Raw genomic sequence first — 18608 nt, 5'->3', positions numbered from 1 at the left:
CTCAGGACAATGGACATTTCACGCGCCGAACAGCGCATCCTCCATCTGCTCGCCCAGGGCGGCAGGATCGATATCGAAAAAGACGACGACGACAGGAAGATCGTGACGGTCGCCTGCATCACGCGGGACGGCTGGCGGGCGGGCGGCCTCGATCTCGAACTTTTCCGCAAGCTGAAACGCCGGCGCTGCATCGCGTCTTCCGGCGGCAGGCCCTACCGCATCACGCAGCGGGGCCTGGAGCTGGTGCGCGCGCAGCAGGATAACCAGTGACCGACGGGAGGCGCGGCGAAAGCCCGCCTCCCTCAAAAACCGCCCGGCCCGTAGCCGATCGGCTCGTCCGCGACGAGCTGCCGGCGCAGGCCGATCGATTCGACGTTGCGGTCGAGCCGCGGCGAATAATCCACCGACAGCCAGCTCACCGAATAGCCGTGCTTCTGGAAGAAGCCGACGGCCGCAGTGTTGCGCGCATGCGTCTGGAGGCGCGCGGCCTCCAATCCGACCGCGACGATCTCGTTTTCCATGGCGGCAAGCAGGGCCGAGCCGAGCCCCTTCCTCTGCTGCGGCGGATCGATCCAGAGATCGGTGATCTCGTCGTCCAGCGCCTCGCGCGAGGCCCAGCCCGCAAGCACGCCGCCGAATTCGGCGACGCTGGCGCGCAGCCAATGGCTTGCGAGGAACTGCTGGAAGGCATTGCGGGCATGATCGCGCCGCACCTGGAGGTCGGCCACGCCGATGACAGCCTGTTCCCAGGCCCGGACGCCGATGTCGATCAGCGCCGGTACATCTTCCTCGAGGGCATTGCGAACGGTGATCATGCGGCTCTCTCCGCCACCATCAAAGCACCGCGCGGCGCGGTTGGCGAGAGACGCCGACCGCTATCCACGGAGATGATGAAGAGGCGGAAGCCGATAAGGGGCCGGACGCCCCCTTACCACCAGCGCGTCGGCGCGAAGCGGCCGGCGGCCTTTTCGATGACGTGGGCAGTCTTGAAGAGGGTTTCCTCCTCGAAGGGCTTGCCGATGAGCTGGAGGCCGAGCGGCAGGCCCTTGTGATCGAGGCCGGCGGGAACGGAAAGGCCCGGCAGGCCGGCCATGTTCACCGTCACCGTGAAGATGTCGTTGAGATACATCTTCACCGGATCGGAGGCGAGGTCCTCGTCGGCGATGCCGAAGGCCGACGACGGGGTGGCGGGCGTCAGGATGGCATCGACGCCGGCATGGAAGGCCAGCTCGAAGTCGCGCTTGATGAGCGTGCGCACCTTTTGGGCCTGCAGGTAATAGGCGTCGTAGTAGCCGGCCGAGAGCACATAGGTGCCGATCATGATGCGGCGCTTGACCTCGGTGCCGAAGCCGGCCGCACGGGTCTTCTCGTACATGTCGACGATATCCTTGCCATCGACGCGCAGGCCGTAGCGCACGCCGTCGTAGCGAGCAAGGTTCGAGGAGGCTTCCGCCGGGGCGACGATGTAATAGGCCGGCAGGGCGTATTTCGTGTGCGGCAGGGAGATGTCGATGACATCGGCGCCGGCATCCTTCAGCCAGGCGATGCCCTGCTGCCAGAGCGCCTCGATCTCTTCCGGCATGCCGTCGACACGGTATTCGCGCGGAATGCCGATGCGCATGCCCTTCAGCGACTGGCCGAGCGCGGCTTCGTAATCCGGCACCGGCAGATCGACGGAGGTCGTGTCCTTGGCGTCTACGCTAGCCATGGATTTGAGGAGGATCGCCGCGTCGCGGACGTCGCGGGCGATGGGGCCTGCCTGGTCGAGCGAGGAGGCGAAGGCGACGATGCCCCAGCGCGAGCAGCGGCCATAGGTCGGCTTGATGCCGACCGTGCCGGTGAAGGCGGCGGGCTGGCGGATGGAGCCGCCGGTATCCGTGGCGGTCGCGCCGGCGCACAGGAACGCGGCGACGGCGGCGGCCGAACCGCCCGAGGAGCCGCCCGGCACGAGATCGGCATTGGAGCCGGCCGCGCGCCACGGGTTCTTCACCGGGCCGTAATAGGAGGACTCGTTGGAGGAGCCCATGGCGAACTCGTCCATGTTCAGCTTGCCGAGCATGACGGCGCCGTCGTTCCACAGGTTCTGCGTGACGGTCGATTCGTATTTCGGCTTGAAGCCGTCGAGGATGTGGCTGCAGGCCTGCGTGTGCACGCCCTCGGTCGCGAAGAGGTCCTTGATGCCGAGGGGGATGCCTTCCAGCGCGCCGGCCTTGCCTTCGGCGATGCGGGCGTCGGAGGCCTTCGCCATCTCGCGCGCCTTTTCCGGCGTGACGGTGACATAGGCGTTGAGCGCACCGTTCGCGGCCTCGATCGCGCCGAGATAGGCATCCGTCAGTTCGACGGCGGTGATCTCCTTGGCGCCGAGCTTTTCGCGGGCTTCGGCAATGGTGAGGCGGGTGAGTTCGGTCATGGAAGGACTACTTTCGGAAGCGGGCGGCTCTGGCGGCGAAGGGCGTTATTCGACGACCTTGGGCACCTGGAAGAAGTTGCGGTCGGACGCCGGGGCATTGGCGACGATATCGTCCGCCTTGTTGCCGTCGTTGACGACGTCTTCGCGCTTGCGCATCTCCATGGGCGTGACGGATGTCATCGGCTCGACGCCCTCGACATTCACCTCGGAAAGCTGCTCGACGAAGCCGAGGATGCCGTTCAGCTCGCCCATCATGCGGCTTGCCTCTTCCTCGCTGACGGCGATGCGGGCAAGGCGCGCGACGCGCTTCACGGTGGCTAGATCTACGGACATGGATGGTCTCCGACAGGAAATTTCCTACCCGCTATACTGACCAAGCCCAAGGGGCGCAACGGGGGAATGCCCCCTTTGCAGCCCCTCGCCGCTTTTCCGGCTGCTCAGCGCGAGACCGAACCGCCGACCTTAGGCACCTCGATCTTCGCCGACGCGCCGTCCATCGCCTGCACGAAGAGGTCGGCTGTCTGGTCGATGATGCCGAAGGAGCCGTAGTGGCAGGGAAGGACGGTGTCGAACTTGAAGAAGCGCTGGCAGGCGAGCGCCGCCACGGCACCGCCCATGGTGAAGCGGTCGCCGATCGGCACGAGGCCGATTTCCGGCTGGTGCAGCTCGTTGACCAGCGCCATGTCGGAGAAGATGTCGGTGTCGCCCATGTGGTAGAGCGTCGGCTCGTCCTCGAAATGAAGGACGAGGCCATTGGCATTGCCGAGCGAATGGGAAACGCCGTCCTCGGTGATCTGCGCGGAGGAATGGAGCGCATTGACGAAGGTGGTCGAGAAGCCGTCGAAATGCACGGTGCCGCCGGTATTGCCCATGTCGACCTTCTCCACGCCCTTCGCGCCGAGCCAGGCGGCAAGGTCGGCATTGGCGAGAACCGTCGCGCCGGTTTCCGCCGCGATCTTGATCGTATCGCCGACATGGTCGCCGTGGCCGTGGGTCAAGAGGACATGGGTAAGGCCTGAGACGGCGTCCTTGCGGGTCGATTCGTCGAAGGCGGGATTGCCGGTGAAGAACGGGTCGATGAGGATTCTGGCCTTCGCCGTTTCGATCCGGAAGGCGGAGTGGCCGAGCCAGGTGATTTTCATGCATGTTCTCCCGATTGATTGCCTGCCCGCAATATAGAAACCGCGAAGGCTGTTTCCATCCGCAGCGCGAACGCTATAAGCGTGATTTAAACCTTATAAGCGCGGCTTACACCATAATGAAGGAACCCCGCCATGAGCGACGACGACTACATCTATGACGAAGCCACCGGCGAATGGCGCCCGGCCTCGGAAATCGCAGCCGAAAAGGCCGCCGCGAGCGTGGTGCACGACGCCGGCGGCAATGTGCTCGCGGACGGCGATTCGGTCGTGCTGATCAAGGACCTGAAGGTGAAGGGCGCCGGCCAGACGCTGAAACAGGGCACGGTGATCAAGTCGATCCGCCTCACCGACAATCCGGAAGAAATCGACTGCCGGCACGACGCGATCAGGGGCCTCGTTCTGCGCACCGAATTCGTCCGCAAGCGCTGAGGGCTTTTCATGGCGACGCTCACCCTCGAAGAACTGGCGGCGATCCTCGGCCCCGGCCAGCCGATCGCCGGCCTCGATCTCGGCACCAAGACCATCGGCCTTTCCGTCTCGGATCTCGGCCGGCGGCTGGCGACGCCGCGGCCGGTGCTGAAACGGGTGAAGTTCACGCAGGATGCCGAGGTGCTGCTCGCCTTTGCCGAGAAGGAGAAGGTCGTCGCCTTCGTCATCGGCCTGCCGATGAACATGGACGGCAGCGCCGGCCCGCGCGTGCAGGCGACGCGCGCCTTCGTGCGCTCGATGGCCGACAAGACCGACATCCCCTTCGTCTTCTGGGACGAACGGCTGTCGACGGTCGCGGCGGAGCGCACGCTGATCGAGATGGACGTGTCGCGCAAGAAGCGGGCCGAGCGGATCGATTCGGCCGCCGCCTCCTTCATCCTTCAGGGCGCGCTGGACAGGCTCTCGTCGCTGGCAAGGGCTGCCGACGCCTGACGGCGCGCCCGCCACCAGGCGGCGATCTGCCGGCGGCGGCGGAAGGCGATGAGGCCGAACACCAGGAAACTGTCGAAGACGATGGCGCGCAGCACGAGCGGCGGCAGGTCTTCCGGCGGAATGCCGAGAATATGGCCGTAGATGCGGAAGACGAGGTCATGCGCATCGCGCGTCAGCATGAAGATGCCGAAATTCATGTCGTAGTAGGAAAGCCCGTACCAGCTTCCGAGCAGCGCGATGGGACCGGCCCACAGAATCAGGAACCACTTCATGCCGCCCTCCTCCGCATCGCGAAGAGGTCGCCGGCTGCAAAAATCATCTCGCTGACCGCCACGCCCGCAACGAGTACGAGGAGCGGCACGACGATATCCACCGCCGCGAAGGAAAACAGGGTCGTCATGACCGATATGCGGGCCGTTCTGGCCATGGCAGGCACTCGCTTCACATGGTTAACACCAGGTAAACAGCACCTTTGCCCGTTAACCTTCCCCGCGCAACGGAAACCCTCCATTAAGGTTAATTTCCACACGGCGCTTCCCGGCCCTGCCCCTTGCAAGGCCGGCCGCGGCGTGGAATGAGCAGCGGTCCCTTCCCTGCCGATCCGGTGCCATGCCCGCCATCTTCGAAAGCATCCTGCCCGTCTTCCTGCTCGTGGTCCTCGGCGCCCTACTCAAGCGCTGGCGGCTGATCGACCGCGACATGTGGACCGGGCTCGAACAGCTCGGCTTCTTCGTGCTGTTCCCCTCCCTGCTTTTCACCACGCTCGCCAAGGCGGAATTCGCCGGCATGGCGGCGGGTGACGTCGCCCTCGGCTCCATCGGGTCGCTCAGCCTCATCGCGCTCCTCCTGGGCCTTTGCTGGCCGCTGTTCCGGGCGGCGGGCATCTCGCCGCCGACCTATACCTCGGTCTTCCAGACCTCGACGCGGTGGAACGCCTTCATCGCGCTGGCGATCGCCGAAAAGCTCTACGGCGCGCAGAGCCTCGCGCTCGTCGCGCTGGTGGCGACGCTGATCATCATCCCGATCAACCTCTACAATATCGGCGTGCTGGTGCTCTTCGGCGGCGGCACGCGAAGCCTCGGGACCTTCGCGCGGAAAATCCTGACCAATCCGATGATCATCGGCTCGGTGCTCGGCGTCGCGGTGAACCTTCTCGGCATCCGCATCTATGCGCCGCTGATGCAGACGGCGGAACTGGTGGCGGATACCTCGCTCAGCCTCGGGCTCATCATGGTGGGGGCCGGGCTGAAGCTCGCGGATGCCCTGCGGCCCCGGCCGCTGGTCTTTCTTCCCGTCGTGCTCAAGCTGCTCTTCATGCCGCTGGTCATGACGGGCGCGGCCTATGCGCTCGGCATGCGCGGCGAGCAGCTTCTCACCATCGCCATGGGCGCGAGCGTGCCGACCGCGATGAACGGCTATGTGCTGGCCAAGCAGATGGGCGGCGACGCACCTTTCTACGCCGCCGTCGCGACGCTCCAGACGATCGCCTCCTTCTTTACCATTCCGATGGTGCTGGCGACGACGGCCTATCTCGCCGGCGGATAGAGCAGATCGACGATATAGGCCGAATCGAAGCGCGAATCGAGCATGCCGTAGGTCGAGCGCCAGCCGGAGGCGAGGCGCGTTTCCAGGAAGGCATCGGCGATGCGGCCGGCACCGGCGCGGTAGAGTTCGGCGGCGGCGGCGGCAAGCGCCAGCTGCTCGATGAGCATGCGGGCCGCGCCCTCGTCGCGCTCGCAGAGCGACAGGCAGGCGCGCAGCACCTCCACCGTCTTGCGGCCTGCCGGGCCGAGATCGCGGGCAAGGCCGGCAAAGAGCATCTCGAAGAGATCCTTGCCCCGGCCGATGACGCGCATCAGGTCGAGCGCCATGACATTGCCGGAGCCTTCCCAGATCGCGTTGACCGGCGCCTCGCGGTAATGCCGGGCGATGGGCCGCTCTTCGACGTAGCCGCTGCCGCCGATGCATTCCATCGCCTCGTAGATGAGGGCGGGCGCGATCTTGCAGCACCAGTATTTGGTGACCGGCGTCATGATGCGGGCATAGGCTGCGTCTTCCGCGCTGTCGCGCGCCTTGTCGAAGGCTTCGGCAAGGCGCAGGGAAAGCGCGGTCGCGGCGGCGACGTCGAGCGCCATGTCGGCGAGGACCCGCGTCATGATCGGCTGGGCGACGAGCGGCTTGCCGAAAACGTGGCGGCCGCGCGTATGGTGCACGGCCTCGGCCAGCGAGGCGCGCATGATGCCGGAGGAGGCCAGCGCGCAGTCGAGCCGCGTCAGCGTCACCATGTCGAGGATGGTGCGGATGCCGGCATCCGGCGCGCCGAGCAGGAAGCCGAAGGTCTCGGAGAACTCGACCTCCGAGGAGGCGTTGGAGCGGTTGCCGAGCTTGTCCTTCAACCGCTGGAAGCGCAGGCCGTTGCTGGAGCCGTCCTCCAGCAGCCGCGGCACGAGGAAACAGCCGATGCCCTCGCGCGTCTGCGCCAGCATGACGAAGCCGTCGCTCATCGGCGCCGACATGAACCACTTGTGGCCGGTGAGCCGGTAGATGCCCTCGCCGACGCGCTCGGCGCGCGAGGTGTTGGCGCGCACATCCGTGCCGCCCTGCTTTTCCGTCATGCCCATGCCGATGGTGACGGCGCTCTTCTGCATGGCGGGCTTGTTGGTGGAATCGTATTTGCGCGACAGGATCTTGCGGCCCCATTCGCGCTGCACCTGCGGCGAGGCCGAGAGCGCGGCGACCGAGGCACTCGTCATCGTCAGCGGGCAGAGATGGCCGCATTCGAGCTGCGCCGTCAGGTAGAAGCGCACGGCGCGCGCCTTGTGCGCCCTGCCCTGCTCGTCGGGCACGTTTTCCCAAAGCGAGGAATGCAGCCCGTTCGCCATGGAGCGGCGCATCAGCGCGTGCCAGGCCGGATGGAAATCCACGACGTCGAGCCGCTCGCCGCGCGGACCGTGCGTGCGAAGCTGCGGCACGCCTTCGTTCGCCATGCGGGCGAGCTCCTGCGCCTCCGGCGCGGTCACGTAGCGGCCGATCGCGTCGAATTCGTCGCGCAAAGGCTTCGGCATGGCATCGGTGGCATCGACCAGCAGCGGGTCGGAGCGATAGGCATTGATGCCCGACCAGAGCGGCGGCTGGTTGAGATCGGCAAGTTTCTGTTCGGTGTCGCGAGTCATGAGCGGGTTCTATCCCAAGTCGGGGCGGTGCGAAACGGGGCCTTGCGGCCGCAGGCGCGGTTGCGCGCACAAAAGCGTGGGAATGCACAAAGCCTTGGCCGCTCCGCCTTGCCGGGGCCGGATCGAGGCTCTATAGACCCCGCGTATCCACGACAGTTGAGGCGGAGCCCCCATGGACTTCTTTCCGCATCGCCACCTTCTCGGCATCAAGGGTTTGACCGAGCAGGAAATCACCCTCCTGCTCGACCGCGCCGACGAGGCCGTGAAGATCTCCCGCCAGAGGGAGAAGAAGACGTCGACCCTTCGGGGCCTGACGCAGATCAATCTCTTCTTCGAGGCCTCCACCCGCACGCAATCCTCCTTCGAGCTTGCCGGCAAACGCCTCGGCGCCGACGTGATGAACATGTCGGTCGGCAATTCCTCGGTGAAGAAGGGCGAAACGCTCATCGACACGGCGATGACGCTGAACGCCATGCACCCGGACGTGCTGGTGGTGCGCCATTCCTCGGCCGGCGCCGCCGCGCTGCTGGCGCAGAAGGTCTCCTGCTCGGTGGTCAATGCCGGCGACGGCCAGCACGAGCATCCGACGCAGGCCCTCCTCGACGCCCTGACCATCCGCCGCGCCAAGGGCAAGCTCTCGCGCATCATCGTCGCCATCTGCGGCGACGTGCTGCATTCGCGGGTCGCGCGCTCGAACATCCTGCTCCTCAACGCCATGGGCGCGCGGGTGCGCGTCGTCGCCCCGGCGACGCTGCTGCCCTCCGGCATCGCCGAGATGGGCGCGGAGGTCTATCACTCCATGGAAGAAGGCCTGAAGGACGCCGACGTCGTGATGATGCTGCGCCTCCAGCGCGAGCGCATGTCCGGCGCCTTCGTGCCCTCGGTGCGCGAATATTTCCACTATTTCGGCCTCGATGCCGAGAAGCTGAAGGCGGCGAAGGAGGATGCGCTCGTCATGCATCCCGGCCCGATGAACCGCGGCGTCGAGATCGCCTCGGAGATCGCCGACGGGCCTCAGAGCGTGATCGAGCAGCAGGTCGAGATGGGCGTCGCCGTCCGCATGGCCGTCATGGAAACGCTTCTTCTCTCGCAGAACCAGGGACCCCGCGCATGACCCGCACGACCGTCCTCAAGAACCTCCGCATCGTCGATCCTTCCCGCGACCTCGACGAAGCCGGCTCCATCGTCATCGAGAATGGCAGGATCGCCGCCATCGGCAGCGGCGCGCAGAACCAGGGCGTGCCCGAGGGCGCCGAGATCGTCGACGGGCGCGGCATGATCGCCGCTCCCGGCCTCGTCGATGCCCGGGTCTTCGTCGGCGAGCCCGGCGCGGAGCACCGCGAGACCATCGAATCGGCCTCCCGCGCGGCGGCGGCCGGCGGCGTCACCACCTTCATCATGATGCCGGACACCGATCCCGTCATCGACGACATCGCGCTGGTCGAATTCGTGCTGAAGACGGCACGTGACAAGGCCGTGGTGAACATCCACGCGGCGGCCGCGCTCACCAAGCATCTCGCCGGCGAGGAGATGACGGAATTCGGCCTGCTCAAGGCGGCCGGCGCCGTCGCCTTCACCAATGGCCGCAACCCGATGCACAATGCACAGGTGCTGCGCCGCGCCATGACCTATGCCCGCGAATTCGGCAGCGTCATTTCGCTGGAGACGCGCGACAAGCATCTGGGCGCCGGCGGGGTGATGAATGAGGGGCTTCTGGCAAGCTGGCTCGGCCTTTCCGGCACGCCGCGCGAGGCCGAACTCATCCCGCTCGAACGGGACCTGCGCATCGCCGGCCTCACCCGCGCGAAATACCATGCCGCACAGATCTCGGTGCCGGAATCGGCGGAGGCCGTGAAGATCGCCCGCGAGCGCGGCGCGAACGTCACCTGCGCCGCCTCGATCAACCACCTGACGTTGAACGAGAACGACATCGGCGAATACCGCACCTTCTTCAAGCTCTCCCCACCCCTGCGCGGCGAGGACGACCGCAAGGCGATGGTGGATGCGCTGGCCCGGGGCGAGATCGACATCATCGTCTCCTCCCACGACCCGCAGGACGTCGACACCAAGCGCCTGCCCTTCGCGGATGCCGCGGACGGCGCCATCGGCCTCGAAACCATGCTGGCTGCGGCGCTCCGCCTCCACCACAGCGGCGAGGTTCCGCTGATGCGCCTCATCGATGCGCTCTCGACACGCCCGGCAAAGATCTTCGGCCTCGATGCCGGCACGCTGGCGCCGGGCGCCCGCGCCGACATCGTGCTGATCGATCCGGACGAGCCGTGGCTCGCCGTCAAGGACGGCTTCGTTTCGCGCTCGAAGAACACGCCGTTCGAAGATGCCCGCTTTACGGGGCGCGCCGTTAGCACCTATGTTGCCGGCGAACGGGTGCATTCGCTCGGCTGACGGGACGCGGCGAATTGCCCCTCATCCGCCCTGCCGGGCACCTTCTCCCCGCAGGCGGGGAGAAGGAGACTTGCCGCAACGCTTCCATTCCCCTCCCCGCTTGTGAGGAGGGGGTCAGGGACAGAGCGGTTCCATGGAAAGAGACGTCTCGGGGGAGAACACAGTGTCCGACATCTTCACCTGGCAGCTCGGCGCCTTGCCGACGCTGGCCGCCCTCGCCTTCGGCTATCTTCTCGGCTCCATCCCCTTCGGCCTGATCCTCACCCGCATGGCCGGGCTCGGCGATGTGCGCGCCATCGGCTCCGGCAATATCGGCGCGACGAACGTCCTGCGCACCGGCAACAAGAAACTCGCCGCCGCAACGCTGCTGCTCGACGCGCTGAAGGGCACGGCGGCGGCGGCCATCGCCTCGCGCTGGGGGCTCGATGCCGGCATCGCGGCGGGCCTTGCCGCCTTTCTCGGCCATCTCTTTCCCGTCTGGCTCGGCTTCAAGGGCGGCAAGGGCGTCGCGACCTATGTCGGCGTGCTGCTCGGCCTCGTGCCGGTCATGGTGGCGGTCTTCGCCGCGGTCTGGATCGGCATGGCCTATCTCACCCGCTATTCGTCGCTCTCGGCCCTGGTTGCAACAATCGTATCTCCGGTTGTATTGTGGTTCCTCGGTCACGAGAAGGTGGCGCTGCTCTTCGCCGTTCTCACCGTGATCACCTGGTGGAAGCATCGGGCCAATATCGGCCGCCTGATGAACGGCACCGAAAGCAGGATCGGCAGCAAGGGATAGCCATGGACGACCGCAGCGCAAGGACAAGGGGAATTGCGCTGACGGAACGACAGAGGATTGCCTGGCTGCGGCTGATCCGCAGCGACAATGTCGGTCCGGTCACCTTCCGCGAGCTCATCAATCATTTCGGCAGCGCCGAGACGGCGCTGGAAATGCTGCCGGAACTCTCCCGCCGCGGCGGGGCCTCGCGCAGCATCCGCGTCGCCGGCCGGGCCGAGGCGGAACGGGAGCTGGAAATCGCCGAGCGGCACGGCGCCGGCTTCGTGGGCATCGGCGAGCCGGATTATCCCCCGCTCCTGCGCCAGATCGACGGCGCGCCGCCGCTTCTCGCCGTCAAGGGCAACCGCAAGGTCACGCCGGCGCCGGCCGTCGGCATCGTCGGCGCGCGCAACGCCTCGATCTCCGGCATCAAGTTCGCCAGCCTCGTCGCGCGGGAGGTCGGCCGCACCGGCTATGTCGTCGTGTCGGGCCTTGCGCGCGGCATCGATACGGCGGCCCACCGCGCCAGCCTTTCCACCGGCACCATCGCCGCCATGGCCGGCGGGCTCGACAAGCCCTATCCGCCGGAAAACATCGGCCTGCTGGAGGAGCTGACGGACGGACAGGGCCTTGCCGTCAGCGAAATGCCCTTCGGCTGGGAGCCGCGGGCGCGGGACTTTCCCCGCCGCAACCGGCTGATCGCCGGCATGGCGCTCGGGCTGGTGGTCGTGGAGGCGGCGGTGCGCTCCGGCTCGCTGATCACGGCGCGCAACGCGGCCGATTTCGGCCGGCTGGTCTTCGCCGTGCCCGGCTCGCCGCTCGATCCGCGCTGCGAAGGCACCAACGGCCTGCTCAAGGACGGCGCGACCATCACCACGACGCCGGAGGATGTGCTGGAGGCCCTGCGGCCGCTGTCGGAGCCGGACCTCTTCACCCCCCGCCCCGGTGCTGGCGAGCCGGCGGAGGACGTCGCGCCCCGCCTGCGGCTGCCGCCGAGCGACGGGGAGCGTGACCGTATCGCGGATGCGCTGAGCCAGGTGCCCGCCGAGATCGACGAGATCATCCGCCACACCGGCATTCCGGCCGCGACGGTCTATCTCGTCCTTCTAGAACTTGACCTTGCCGGCCGGCTTCAGCGGCATGTCGGCGGCGGCGTCTCGCTGAACCTTGAATGACAGCGGGCGCAACCCCGCCAGGATATCGCCCGCCTCCATATAGGCCATCTCGATGAAATAGCGCAGGACGTCCGCACCCTCGTTGTTCACGACGGTGCGCAGCTCGCCCAGCATCTGGCGGCTGTAGGCGATGTTCTCCTCTGCCGTATGCGGCGGAAGCGCAGGTCTGGTGGGTTTCGAGTTCATGGCTTTCCCGTTGTGCCTACGTTTCGGAATCACCGAAAGGTTGCAATTCCTCTCCCTAGGAAACGATACAACGATTATTTATAATTGCAACACCACAATAATCTCGTATTGGTTGCATCTCGTTGCATTCGACTAATTTCAACCCTACCTCTTGACCCGAACGCTTTCCCTGTTCATGTCGAGACACGACTTTCCGGCGGATAAACGCCCTTTCGCCGCGCATCCAACCCTGCGGCGCCCGGTATCAGAGAAAATGACGATGAATGTTGTAGTTGTGGAATCGCCCGCCAAGGCCAAGACGATCAACAAGTATCTCGGCCCCGGCTACAAGGTGCTCGCCTCCTTCGGCCATGTGCGCGACCTGCCGGCCAAGGACGGCTCCGTGCGCCCGGACGAGGACTTCGAAATGTCCTGGGAAGTCGACAGCGCGTCCGCCAAGCGCATCAAGGACATCGCCGACGCGATGAAGTCCTCCGACGGCCTCATTCTCGCGACCGACCCGGATCGCGAGGGGGAAGCCATTTCCTGGCATGTGCTGGACGTGCTCAAGAAGAAGAAGGTGATCGGCGACAAGCCGGTCAAGCGCGTCGTCTTCAACGCCATCACCAAGTCGGCCGTGCTCGATGCCATGCGCAACCCGCGCGACATCGATATTTCGCTGGTGGATGCCTATCTCGCCCGCCGCGCGCTCGACTATCTCGTCGGCTTCAACCTGTCGCCGGTGCTCTGGCGCAAGCTGCCGGGCGCGCGCTCGGCCGGCCGCGTGCAGTCGGTCGCGCTGCGCCTCGTCTGCGACCGCGAGTCCGAGATCGAGCGCTTCGTCTCGGAAGAATACTGGAACCTTTCCGCGCTCCTGAAGACCCCGCGCGGCGACGAATTCGAGGCGCGCCTCGTCTCGGCCGAAGGCAAGCGCCTGCAGGCGAAGTCCATCGGCAACGGCGAGGAGGCGAACCGCCTCAAGGCCCTGCTCGACGGCGCGGCCTACCGCGTCGAGAGCGTCGAGGCCAAGCCGACGAAGCGCAACCCGGCCCCGCCCTTCACCACTTCCACGCTCCAGCAGGCCGCCTCCTCCAAGCTCGGCTTCTCGGCCTCGCGCACCATGCAGGTCGCGCAGCGGCTCTATGAGGGCATCGACATCGGCGGCGAGACGGTCGGTCTCATCACCTATATGCGTACCGATGGCGTGCAGATGGCGCCGGAGGCGATCGACGCGGCCCGCAAGGCCGTCGGCGAGCAGTTCGGCGCGCGCTACGTGCCGGAAAAGCCCCGCTTCTACTCCACCAAGGCCAAGAACGCCCAGGAAGCCCACGAGGCGATCCGCCCGACCTCCTTCGACCGCACGCCGGACCAGGTGCGCCGCTATCTCGATCCCGACCAGCTTCGCCTCTACGATCTCGTCTGGAAGCGCGGCATCGCCAGCCAGATGGCCTCCGCCGAGATCGAGCGCACCACCGTCGAGATCGAGGCCGACAACGGCGGCCGCAAGGCTGGCCTTCGCGCCACCGGCTCGGTCATCCGCTTCGATGGCTTCATCGCCGCCTATACGGACCAGAAGGAAGACGGCGAGCAGCCGGACGAGGGTGACGAGGACGGCCGCCTGCCGGAGATCAACGCCCAGGAAAAGCTCGACAAGCAGAAGGTGAACGCCACGCAGCACTTCACCGAGCCGCCGCCGCGCTATTCCGAAGCCTCGCTCATCAAGAAGATGGAAGAGCTCGGCATCGGCCGTCCGTCGACCTATGCCGCGACGCTGGCCACGCTGCGCGACCGCGAATATATCATCATCGACAAGCGCAAGCTGATCCCGGAGGCCAAGGGCCGGCTCGTCACCGCCTTCCTCGAAAGCTTCTTCACCCGCTATGTCGAATACGATTTCACGGCGGACCTCGAAGAGAAGCTCGACAAGATCTCGGCCGGCGAGCTCGACTGGAAGCAGGTTCTCCGCGACTTCTGGAAGGACTTCTTCGCCCAGATCGAGGACACCAAGGAGCTGCGCGTCACCAACGTTCTCGACGCGCTGAACGAGGAACTGGCGCCGCTCGTCTTCCCCAAGCGCGAGGACGGCAGCGATCCGCGTATCTGCCAGGTCTGCGGCACCGGCAAGCTCTCGCTCAAGCTCGGCAAGTTCGGCGCCTTCGTCGGCTGCTCGAACTATCCGGAATGCAACTATACCCGCCAGCTTTCCGCCGACGGCGGCGCGGATGCGGAGGCGGCCGCCTCCAACGAGCCGCAGAGCCTCGGCAAGGACCCGCATACCGGCGAGGAGATCACGCTGCGCAACGGCCGCTTCGGGCCCTATGTCCAGCGCGGCGACGGCAAGGAGGCCAAGCGCGCCAGTCTGCCGAAGGGCTGGACGCCGGCGAGCATCGACCATGAGAAGGCGCTTGCCCTGCTCTCGCTGCCGCGCGACATCGGCCAGCATCCCGAGACCGGCAAGATGATCTCCGCCGGCATCGGCCGCTACGGCCCGTTCCTGCTGCATGACGGCAGCTATGCCAATCTCGAGACCGTCGAGGACGTGTTCTCCATCGGCCTCAACCGCGCCGTGACCGTGATCGCCGACAAGCAGTCGAAGGGCCCGGGCCGTGGCCGCTCCGCGCCGGCCGCGCTGAAAACGCTGGGCGACCACCCGGATGGCGGCGCGATCACCGTTCGCGACGGCAAGTACGGTCCCTATGTCAACTGGGGCAAGGTCAACGCCACCCTGCCCAAGGGCAAGGCTGCCGACAGCGTCACGCTGGAAGAGGCCCTGGTGCTGATCGCCGACAAGGCCGGCAAGATGCCGGCCAAGGGCAAGAAAGCCCCGGCGAAGGCCAAGACCACGAAAACGGCCAAGGCCGGCGAAACCAAGACGGCAAAGCCGAAGGCGAAGGCTGCGGCCAAGCCCAAGGCGGCCGCAAAGGCAAAGAAGGCGTGAGGCCATGACGAAGGAACCACGCAGCCGGGCAGGACACGAAAGACGGCCCGGCCGCGCGGGCCGTGACCTGCCGCCTGCCGACAATGCCCCGATCATCCACGGCGCCGTCCCGCCGCGCGACGTGCTGCTGCGCTTCATTGCCGAGCATCCGGAACAGGCCTCCAAGCGCGAGCTCGCCAAGGCCTTCGGCCTGAAGGGCGAGGCGCGGGTGGAGCTGAAGGCGCTGCTGAAATCCTTCGAGGAAGACGGGCTACTGGAAAAGCGCCGCAAGTCGCTGGTGCGGCCGGGCGCCCTGCCCCCCGTCACCGTGCTCGACATCACCACCCGCGACGTCGACGGCGAGCTGATCGGCCGCCCGGCCGAATGGCTCGACGATGCGGGCGTCGCGCCCGCCGTGCTGATCCGCCAGTCGAGCGGGCCGCGCAAGGACAAGGCGCCGGTGGCAGGGCTCGGCGACCGGGTGCTGGCAAAGATCTTCCCCGCCAAGGAACGCGGCGGGCCGGCCTATACGGGCCGCGTCATCAAGGTCCTCGACAAGAAGAAGAATTCCGGCATGGGCGTCTTCCGCTCCATGGCGGGCGGCGGCGGGCGCATCATGCCCATCGACCGGCGCGGCGAGGAGATGGAGGTCGACTCGGAATTCACCGCGGGCGCCAAGGACGGCGACCTCGTCGAGATCGATGTCGTGCGCATGGGCCGCTATGGCCTGCCGCGCGCGCAGATCAAGGGCGTGGTCGGCTCCGTCGCCTCGGAAAAGGCGATCTCGATGATCGCCATCCACGCCCACGGCATTCCCTATATCTTTCCCGATGCCGTCATCCGCGAGGCGGAGGCTGCCGGTCCCGCCACCATGTCGCATCGCGAGGACTGGCGGAGCCTGCCGCTCATCACCATCGACCCCGCAGACGCCAAGGACCACGACGACGCGGTCTTCGCCGAGCCGGACACCTCGCCCGACAATCCGGGCGGCGTGATCGTCACCGTCGCCATCGCCGATGTCAGCTACTATGTCCGCCCGAAATCGGCGCTCGACCGCGAGGCGCTGAAGCGCGGCAATTCGGTCTATTTCCCGGATCGCGTCGTACCGATGCTGCCGGAACGCATCTCCAACGACCTCTGCTCGCTGAAGGAAGGCGTCGACCGCCCGGCGCTCGCCGTGCGCATGGTCTTCTCGCATGAGGGGCGGAAGGCGAGCCACACCTTCCACCGCATCATGATGAAGAGCGCGGCCAAGCTCTCCTACCAGCAGGCGCAGGCCGCCATCGACGGCGCGCCGGACGACAAGACCGGCCCGATCCTCGAAACGATCCTGAAGCCACTCTGGCAGGCCTATCGCATCCTCACGGCCGGCCGGAACCGCCGCCAGCCGCTCGAACTCGACATGCCGGAACGCAAGATCCTCCTGAAGGAGGACGGCACCGTGGACCGGGTCGTCGTGCCGCCGCGGCTCGATGCGCACAAGCTCATCGAGGAGATGATGATCCAGGCCAACGTCGCGGCTGCCGAGACGCTGGAGAAGAAGAAGCAGGTCCTCGTCTACCGCGTGCACGACGCCCCCTCGCTTGCCAAGCAGGAGGTGCTGCGCGAGTTCCTCCAGACGCTCGACATCTCGCTGGTCAAGGGCGGCAACATGCGCTCCAACCATTTCAACGGCATCCTCGCCAAGGCCAAGGACAAGCCGTTCGAGCAGATGGTCAATGAAATGGTGCTGCGCTCTCAGAGCCAGGCGATCTACAGCCCGGAGAATATCGGCCATTTCGGCCTGAACCTCATGAAATACGCCCATTTCACCTCGCCGATCCGCCGCTATGCGGACCTGATCGTGCACCGGGCGCTGGTCGGCTCGCTCGGCCTCGGCGAAGGTGGCATCACGCCGGACGAAGAAGCCGTGCTCGACGATATCGCGGCGGAAATCTCGACCTTCGAGCGCCGCGCCATGGCGGCCGAGCGCGATACGGTCGACCGGCTGATCGCCCATCACCTTGCCGGGCGCATCGGCGAGGAATTCGACGGCCGCGTCTCCGGCGTCACCAAGGCGGGACTTTTTGTCACCCTGCCGGAGTATGGCGCCGATGGTTTCGTGCCTATATCCCTGCTCGGACGCGACTATTACATCTACGACGAGGCCCATCAGGCGCTTTCCGGCGAAAAGACCGGGCTCGGCTACCGTCTCGGGGATGAAGTGCGTGTGAGGCTCGCGGAAGCGGTGCCGCTCGCCGGTTCGCTCCGGTTCGACGTGATCAGCGAGGGACGCAAGATGCCGACGGCGGTGCGCTCCTTCCACAAGTCGGGCCGGCGCAAGGGTGGCGCGCCGAGACGCCAGCCGGGCACGCGCCCGCCCCGCGGCAAACGCTAGGCCATACAGCGGCCGGCAGGAGACACGACATGCAGACGAACGAAACCGACGGCAGCACACAGCATTTCGGCGACATGCCGGCCACTGCCCCCGCCGAGCGCCCGCTCGGGCGCGCCATCAAGCGCGGCATGCTGAACCGCTGCCCGGCCTGCGGCACCGGCAAGCTTTTCCGCTCCTACGTCAAGCCGGTCGATCATTGCGCCGCCTGCGGCGAGGACTACACGCACCAGCGCGCCGACGACCTGCCACCCTATCTCGTCATCACCATCGTCGGCCATATCGTCGTCGGCGGCTACATGGCGACGGACCTCATCTGGCCGCTCAGCACCTGGCAGCACCTCGCGATCTGGACACCGATCACGCTCATCCTGTCCCTCCTCCTGCTGCAGCCCATCAAGGGCGGCGCCATCGGCCTGCAATGGGCGCTGAAGATGCACGGCTTCGGCGACAAGCGGGAGGAAGCGGAAGAATCGCCCGCCTACGGCGACAGAACCGCATGACCGCGGTCCGGCCCGTCGATGCAGCCTCTATCCTGCTTCTCGATCGGTCGGGCGGCGGAATACGCGTGCTGGTCGGCCGGCGCAGCAGCCGACATGTCTTCATGCCGGACGTCTATGTCTTTCCCGGCGGTCGGCGCGATGCGACGGACCGCCTGGTTCCCGTCTCCGGTCCGCTGAACCCGCTCGCCTGCGAGCGGCTTGCACTGCGGACGGGCACGCGATGTTCCGATTCGCGCCTGCGCGCCCTCGGCGTGGCGGCGCTGCGCGAACTCTACGAGGAGGCCGGCATCGCCGTCGGCCGCCCGCTGGACGCCATGGCCGGGGGCGACCTCCCCTTCCGGCCGGACCTTTCCAACCTGCGCTTCCTCGCCCGCGCCATCACGCCCGCCGGCATGGTGCGGCGTTTCGATACCCGCTTCTTCACGCTCTTTACCGACGAAGCCGGCATCGATCCGGCCGGCGCGACCGCAAGCCACGAGCTGGAAGACGTGCAATGGATCGATATTTTTGATCACGGGGGCATCGATATGCCCGACATAACCGTATTGATCCTTGAAGAGCTTCGAAAAAGCATTCAGGAAGACAAGTCTTTACCCTTCGGGAGAGCCGCACCGCTGTATTACACCCAGCGCGGGCGCTTCCTGCGGGACCTGCTTTGAGGATCGATT

20 protein-coding genes are annotated in these 18608 nt (G+C 66.5%); 12 read left to right on the top strand and 8 right to left on the bottom strand.

What is annotated here, in order from left to right:
- The first annotated feature begins 9 nt into the window (after nucleotides 1–9).
- Nucleotides 10–270: a YjhX family toxin gene (locus tag ShzoTeo12_RS04480; RefSeq protein ID WP_318911405.1), complete on the top strand. Its 261-nt coding sequence runs from the start codon at nucleotides 10–12 to the stop codon at nucleotides 268–270.
- Nucleotides 271–302: 32 nt separating this feature from the next.
- Here the strand turns inward: ShzoTeo12_RS04480 and ShzoTeo12_RS04475 are convergent, their stop codons facing one another.
- The 4 genes from ShzoTeo12_RS04475 to ShzoTeo12_RS04460 all read right to left on the bottom strand — a co-directional run bounded on the left by ShzoTeo12_RS04475 (nucleotide 303) and on the right by ShzoTeo12_RS04460 (nucleotide 3552).
- Nucleotides 303–815 carry a GNAT family N-acetyltransferase gene (locus tag ShzoTeo12_RS04475; protein ID WP_318911404.1) on the bottom strand — a complete coding sequence of 171 codons (513 nt, stop codon included), beginning with the start codon at nucleotides 813–815 and terminating at the stop codon, nucleotides 303–305.
- Between the two features lie 113 nt (nucleotides 816–928).
- Nucleotides 929–2410, bottom strand: coding sequence for an Asp-tRNA(Asn)/Glu-tRNA(Gln) amidotransferase subunit GatA (gatA, locus tag ShzoTeo12_RS04470; protein ID WP_318911403.1), 1482 nt, complete (start codon nucleotides 2408–2410; stop codon nucleotides 929–931).
- A gap of 45 nt (nucleotides 2411–2455) precedes the next feature.
- Nucleotides 2456–2743, bottom strand: a complete 288-nt coding sequence (gene gatC / locus ShzoTeo12_RS04465) for an Asp-tRNA(Asn)/Glu-tRNA(Gln) amidotransferase subunit GatC (RefSeq protein ID WP_313196356.1) — start codon at nucleotides 2741–2743, stop codon at nucleotides 2456–2458.
- 104 nt (nucleotides 2744–2847) lie between these two features.
- The gene (locus ShzoTeo12_RS04460) at nucleotides 2848–3552 is read right to left on the bottom strand and encodes a metal-dependent hydrolase (RefSeq protein ID WP_318911402.1); all 705 of its coding nucleotides are present in this window, start codon (nucleotides 3550–3552) and stop codon (nucleotides 2848–2850) included.
- A gap of 132 nt (nucleotides 3553–3684) precedes the next feature.
- Between ShzoTeo12_RS04460 and ShzoTeo12_RS04455 the strand changes: the two genes are divergently transcribed.
- Together ShzoTeo12_RS04455 and ruvX are read left to right on the top strand one after the other, a co-directional pair.
- Nucleotides 3685–3981: an alkylphosphonate utilization protein gene (locus ShzoTeo12_RS04455; RefSeq protein WP_318911401.1), complete on the top strand. Its 297-nt coding sequence runs from the start codon at nucleotides 3685–3687 to the stop codon at nucleotides 3979–3981.
- Between the two features lie 9 nt (nucleotides 3982–3990).
- A complete protein-coding gene (gene ruvX, locus ShzoTeo12_RS04450) occupies nucleotides 3991–4473 on the top strand; it encodes a Holliday junction resolvase RuvX (protein WP_119258664.1) in 483 nt (160 codons plus the stop codon).
- Here ruvX and ShzoTeo12_RS04445 read toward each other — a convergent pair.
- Nucleotides 4422–4745 (bottom strand): DUF6105 family protein, encoded by a 324-nt coding sequence (locus tag ShzoTeo12_RS04445; protein WP_119258665.1) that lies wholly within the window; start codon nucleotides 4743–4745, stop codon nucleotides 4422–4424. The two genes, ruvX and ShzoTeo12_RS04445, sit on opposite strands and share 52 nt — an antisense overlap.
- Nucleotides 4742–4900, bottom strand: coding sequence for a hypothetical protein (locus tag ShzoTeo12_RS04440; protein ID WP_162911518.1), 159 nt, complete (start codon nucleotides 4898–4900; stop codon nucleotides 4742–4744). Before ShzoTeo12_RS04440 ends, ShzoTeo12_RS04445 begins: the two co-directional genes overlap by 4 nt.
- Before the next feature lie 182 nt (nucleotides 4901–5082).
- Between ShzoTeo12_RS04440 and ShzoTeo12_RS04435 the strand changes: the two genes are divergently transcribed.
- Nucleotides 5083–6018 carry an AEC family transporter gene (locus ShzoTeo12_RS04435; RefSeq protein WP_318911400.1) on the top strand — a complete coding sequence of 312 codons (936 nt, stop codon included), beginning with the start codon at nucleotides 5083–5085 and terminating at the stop codon, nucleotides 6016–6018.
- Here ShzoTeo12_RS04435 and ShzoTeo12_RS04430 read toward each other — a convergent pair.
- A complete protein-coding gene (locus tag ShzoTeo12_RS04430) occupies nucleotides 6000–7646 on the bottom strand; it encodes an acyl-CoA dehydrogenase family protein (RefSeq protein ID WP_313196351.1) in 1647 nt (548 codons plus the stop codon). The genes ShzoTeo12_RS04435 and ShzoTeo12_RS04430 overlap by 19 nt on opposite strands.
- A gap of 172 nt (nucleotides 7647–7818) precedes the next feature.
- On the opposite strand from ShzoTeo12_RS04430, the gene ShzoTeo12_RS04425 reads away from it, so the two are divergent.
- From ShzoTeo12_RS04425 to dprA, 4 genes are all read left to right on the top strand, one after another.
- Nucleotides 7819–8760: an aspartate carbamoyltransferase catalytic subunit gene (locus ShzoTeo12_RS04425; RefSeq protein WP_234189336.1), complete on the top strand. Its 942-nt coding sequence runs from the start codon at nucleotides 7819–7821 to the stop codon at nucleotides 8758–8760.
- Nucleotides 8757–10049: a dihydroorotase gene (locus ShzoTeo12_RS04420; protein WP_318911399.1), complete on the top strand. Its 1293-nt coding sequence runs from the start codon at nucleotides 8757–8759 to the stop codon at nucleotides 10047–10049. The genes ShzoTeo12_RS04425 and ShzoTeo12_RS04420 overlap by 4 nt, the downstream gene beginning before the upstream one ends.
- A gap of 172 nt (nucleotides 10050–10221) precedes the next feature.
- Nucleotides 10222–10827 carry a glycerol-3-phosphate 1-O-acyltransferase PlsY gene (gene plsY / locus ShzoTeo12_RS04415; protein ID WP_234189392.1) on the top strand — a complete coding sequence of 202 codons (606 nt, stop codon included), beginning with the start codon at nucleotides 10222–10224 and terminating at the stop codon, nucleotides 10825–10827.
- A 2-nt stretch (nucleotides 10828–10829) separates the two neighbouring features.
- Nucleotides 10830–11981: a DNA-processing protein DprA gene (gene dprA / locus ShzoTeo12_RS04410; RefSeq protein ID WP_318911398.1), complete on the top strand. Its 1152-nt coding sequence runs from the start codon at nucleotides 10830–10832 to the stop codon at nucleotides 11979–11981.
- On the opposite strand, the gene ShzoTeo12_RS04405 is transcribed toward dprA, so the two are convergent.
- Complete coding sequence (locus ShzoTeo12_RS04405; RefSeq protein ID WP_119258679.1) at nucleotides 11913–12167, bottom strand: hypothetical protein; 255 nt, start codon at nucleotides 12165–12167, stop codon at nucleotides 11913–11915. The two genes, dprA and ShzoTeo12_RS04405, sit on opposite strands and share 69 nt — an antisense overlap.
- Nucleotides 12168–12426: 259 nt before the next feature.
- Here ShzoTeo12_RS04405 and topA point away from each other — a divergent pair, with 259 nt between their 5' ends.
- The 4 genes from topA to ShzoTeo12_RS04385 are packed head-to-tail and all read left to right on the top strand — an operon-like array spanning nucleotide 12427 to nucleotide 18599.
- Nucleotides 12427–15084 (top strand): type I DNA topoisomerase, encoded by a 2658-nt coding sequence (topA, locus tag ShzoTeo12_RS04400; protein WP_318911397.1) that lies wholly within the window; start codon nucleotides 12427–12429, stop codon nucleotides 15082–15084.
- A gap of 4 nt (nucleotides 15085–15088) precedes the next feature.
- A complete protein-coding gene (gene rnr / locus ShzoTeo12_RS04395) occupies nucleotides 15089–17440 on the top strand; it encodes a ribonuclease R (RefSeq protein WP_318911396.1) in 2352 nt (783 codons plus the stop codon).
- A 29-nt stretch (nucleotides 17441–17469) separates the two neighbouring features.
- Complete coding sequence (locus ShzoTeo12_RS04390; RefSeq protein ID WP_119258682.1) at nucleotides 17470–17940, top strand: DUF983 domain-containing protein; 471 nt, start codon at nucleotides 17470–17472, stop codon at nucleotides 17938–17940.
- Nucleotides 17937–18599: an NUDIX hydrolase gene (locus tag ShzoTeo12_RS04385; protein WP_318911395.1), complete on the top strand. Its 663-nt coding sequence runs from the start codon at nucleotides 17937–17939 to the stop codon at nucleotides 18597–18599. The genes ShzoTeo12_RS04390 and ShzoTeo12_RS04385 overlap by 4 nt, the downstream gene beginning before the upstream one ends.
- Nucleotides 18600–18608: the final 9 nt, after the last annotated feature.

It is taken from the genome of Shinella zoogloeoides (assembly GCF_033705735.1).
In the GTDB taxonomy this organism is placed as follows: Bacteria; Pseudomonadota; Alphaproteobacteria; order Rhizobiales; family Rhizobiaceae; genus Shinella; species Shinella zoogloeoides_A.
Note: the sequence above shows the minus strand (reverse complement) of the source record. Positions and strands in the feature narration are given on the sequence as shown.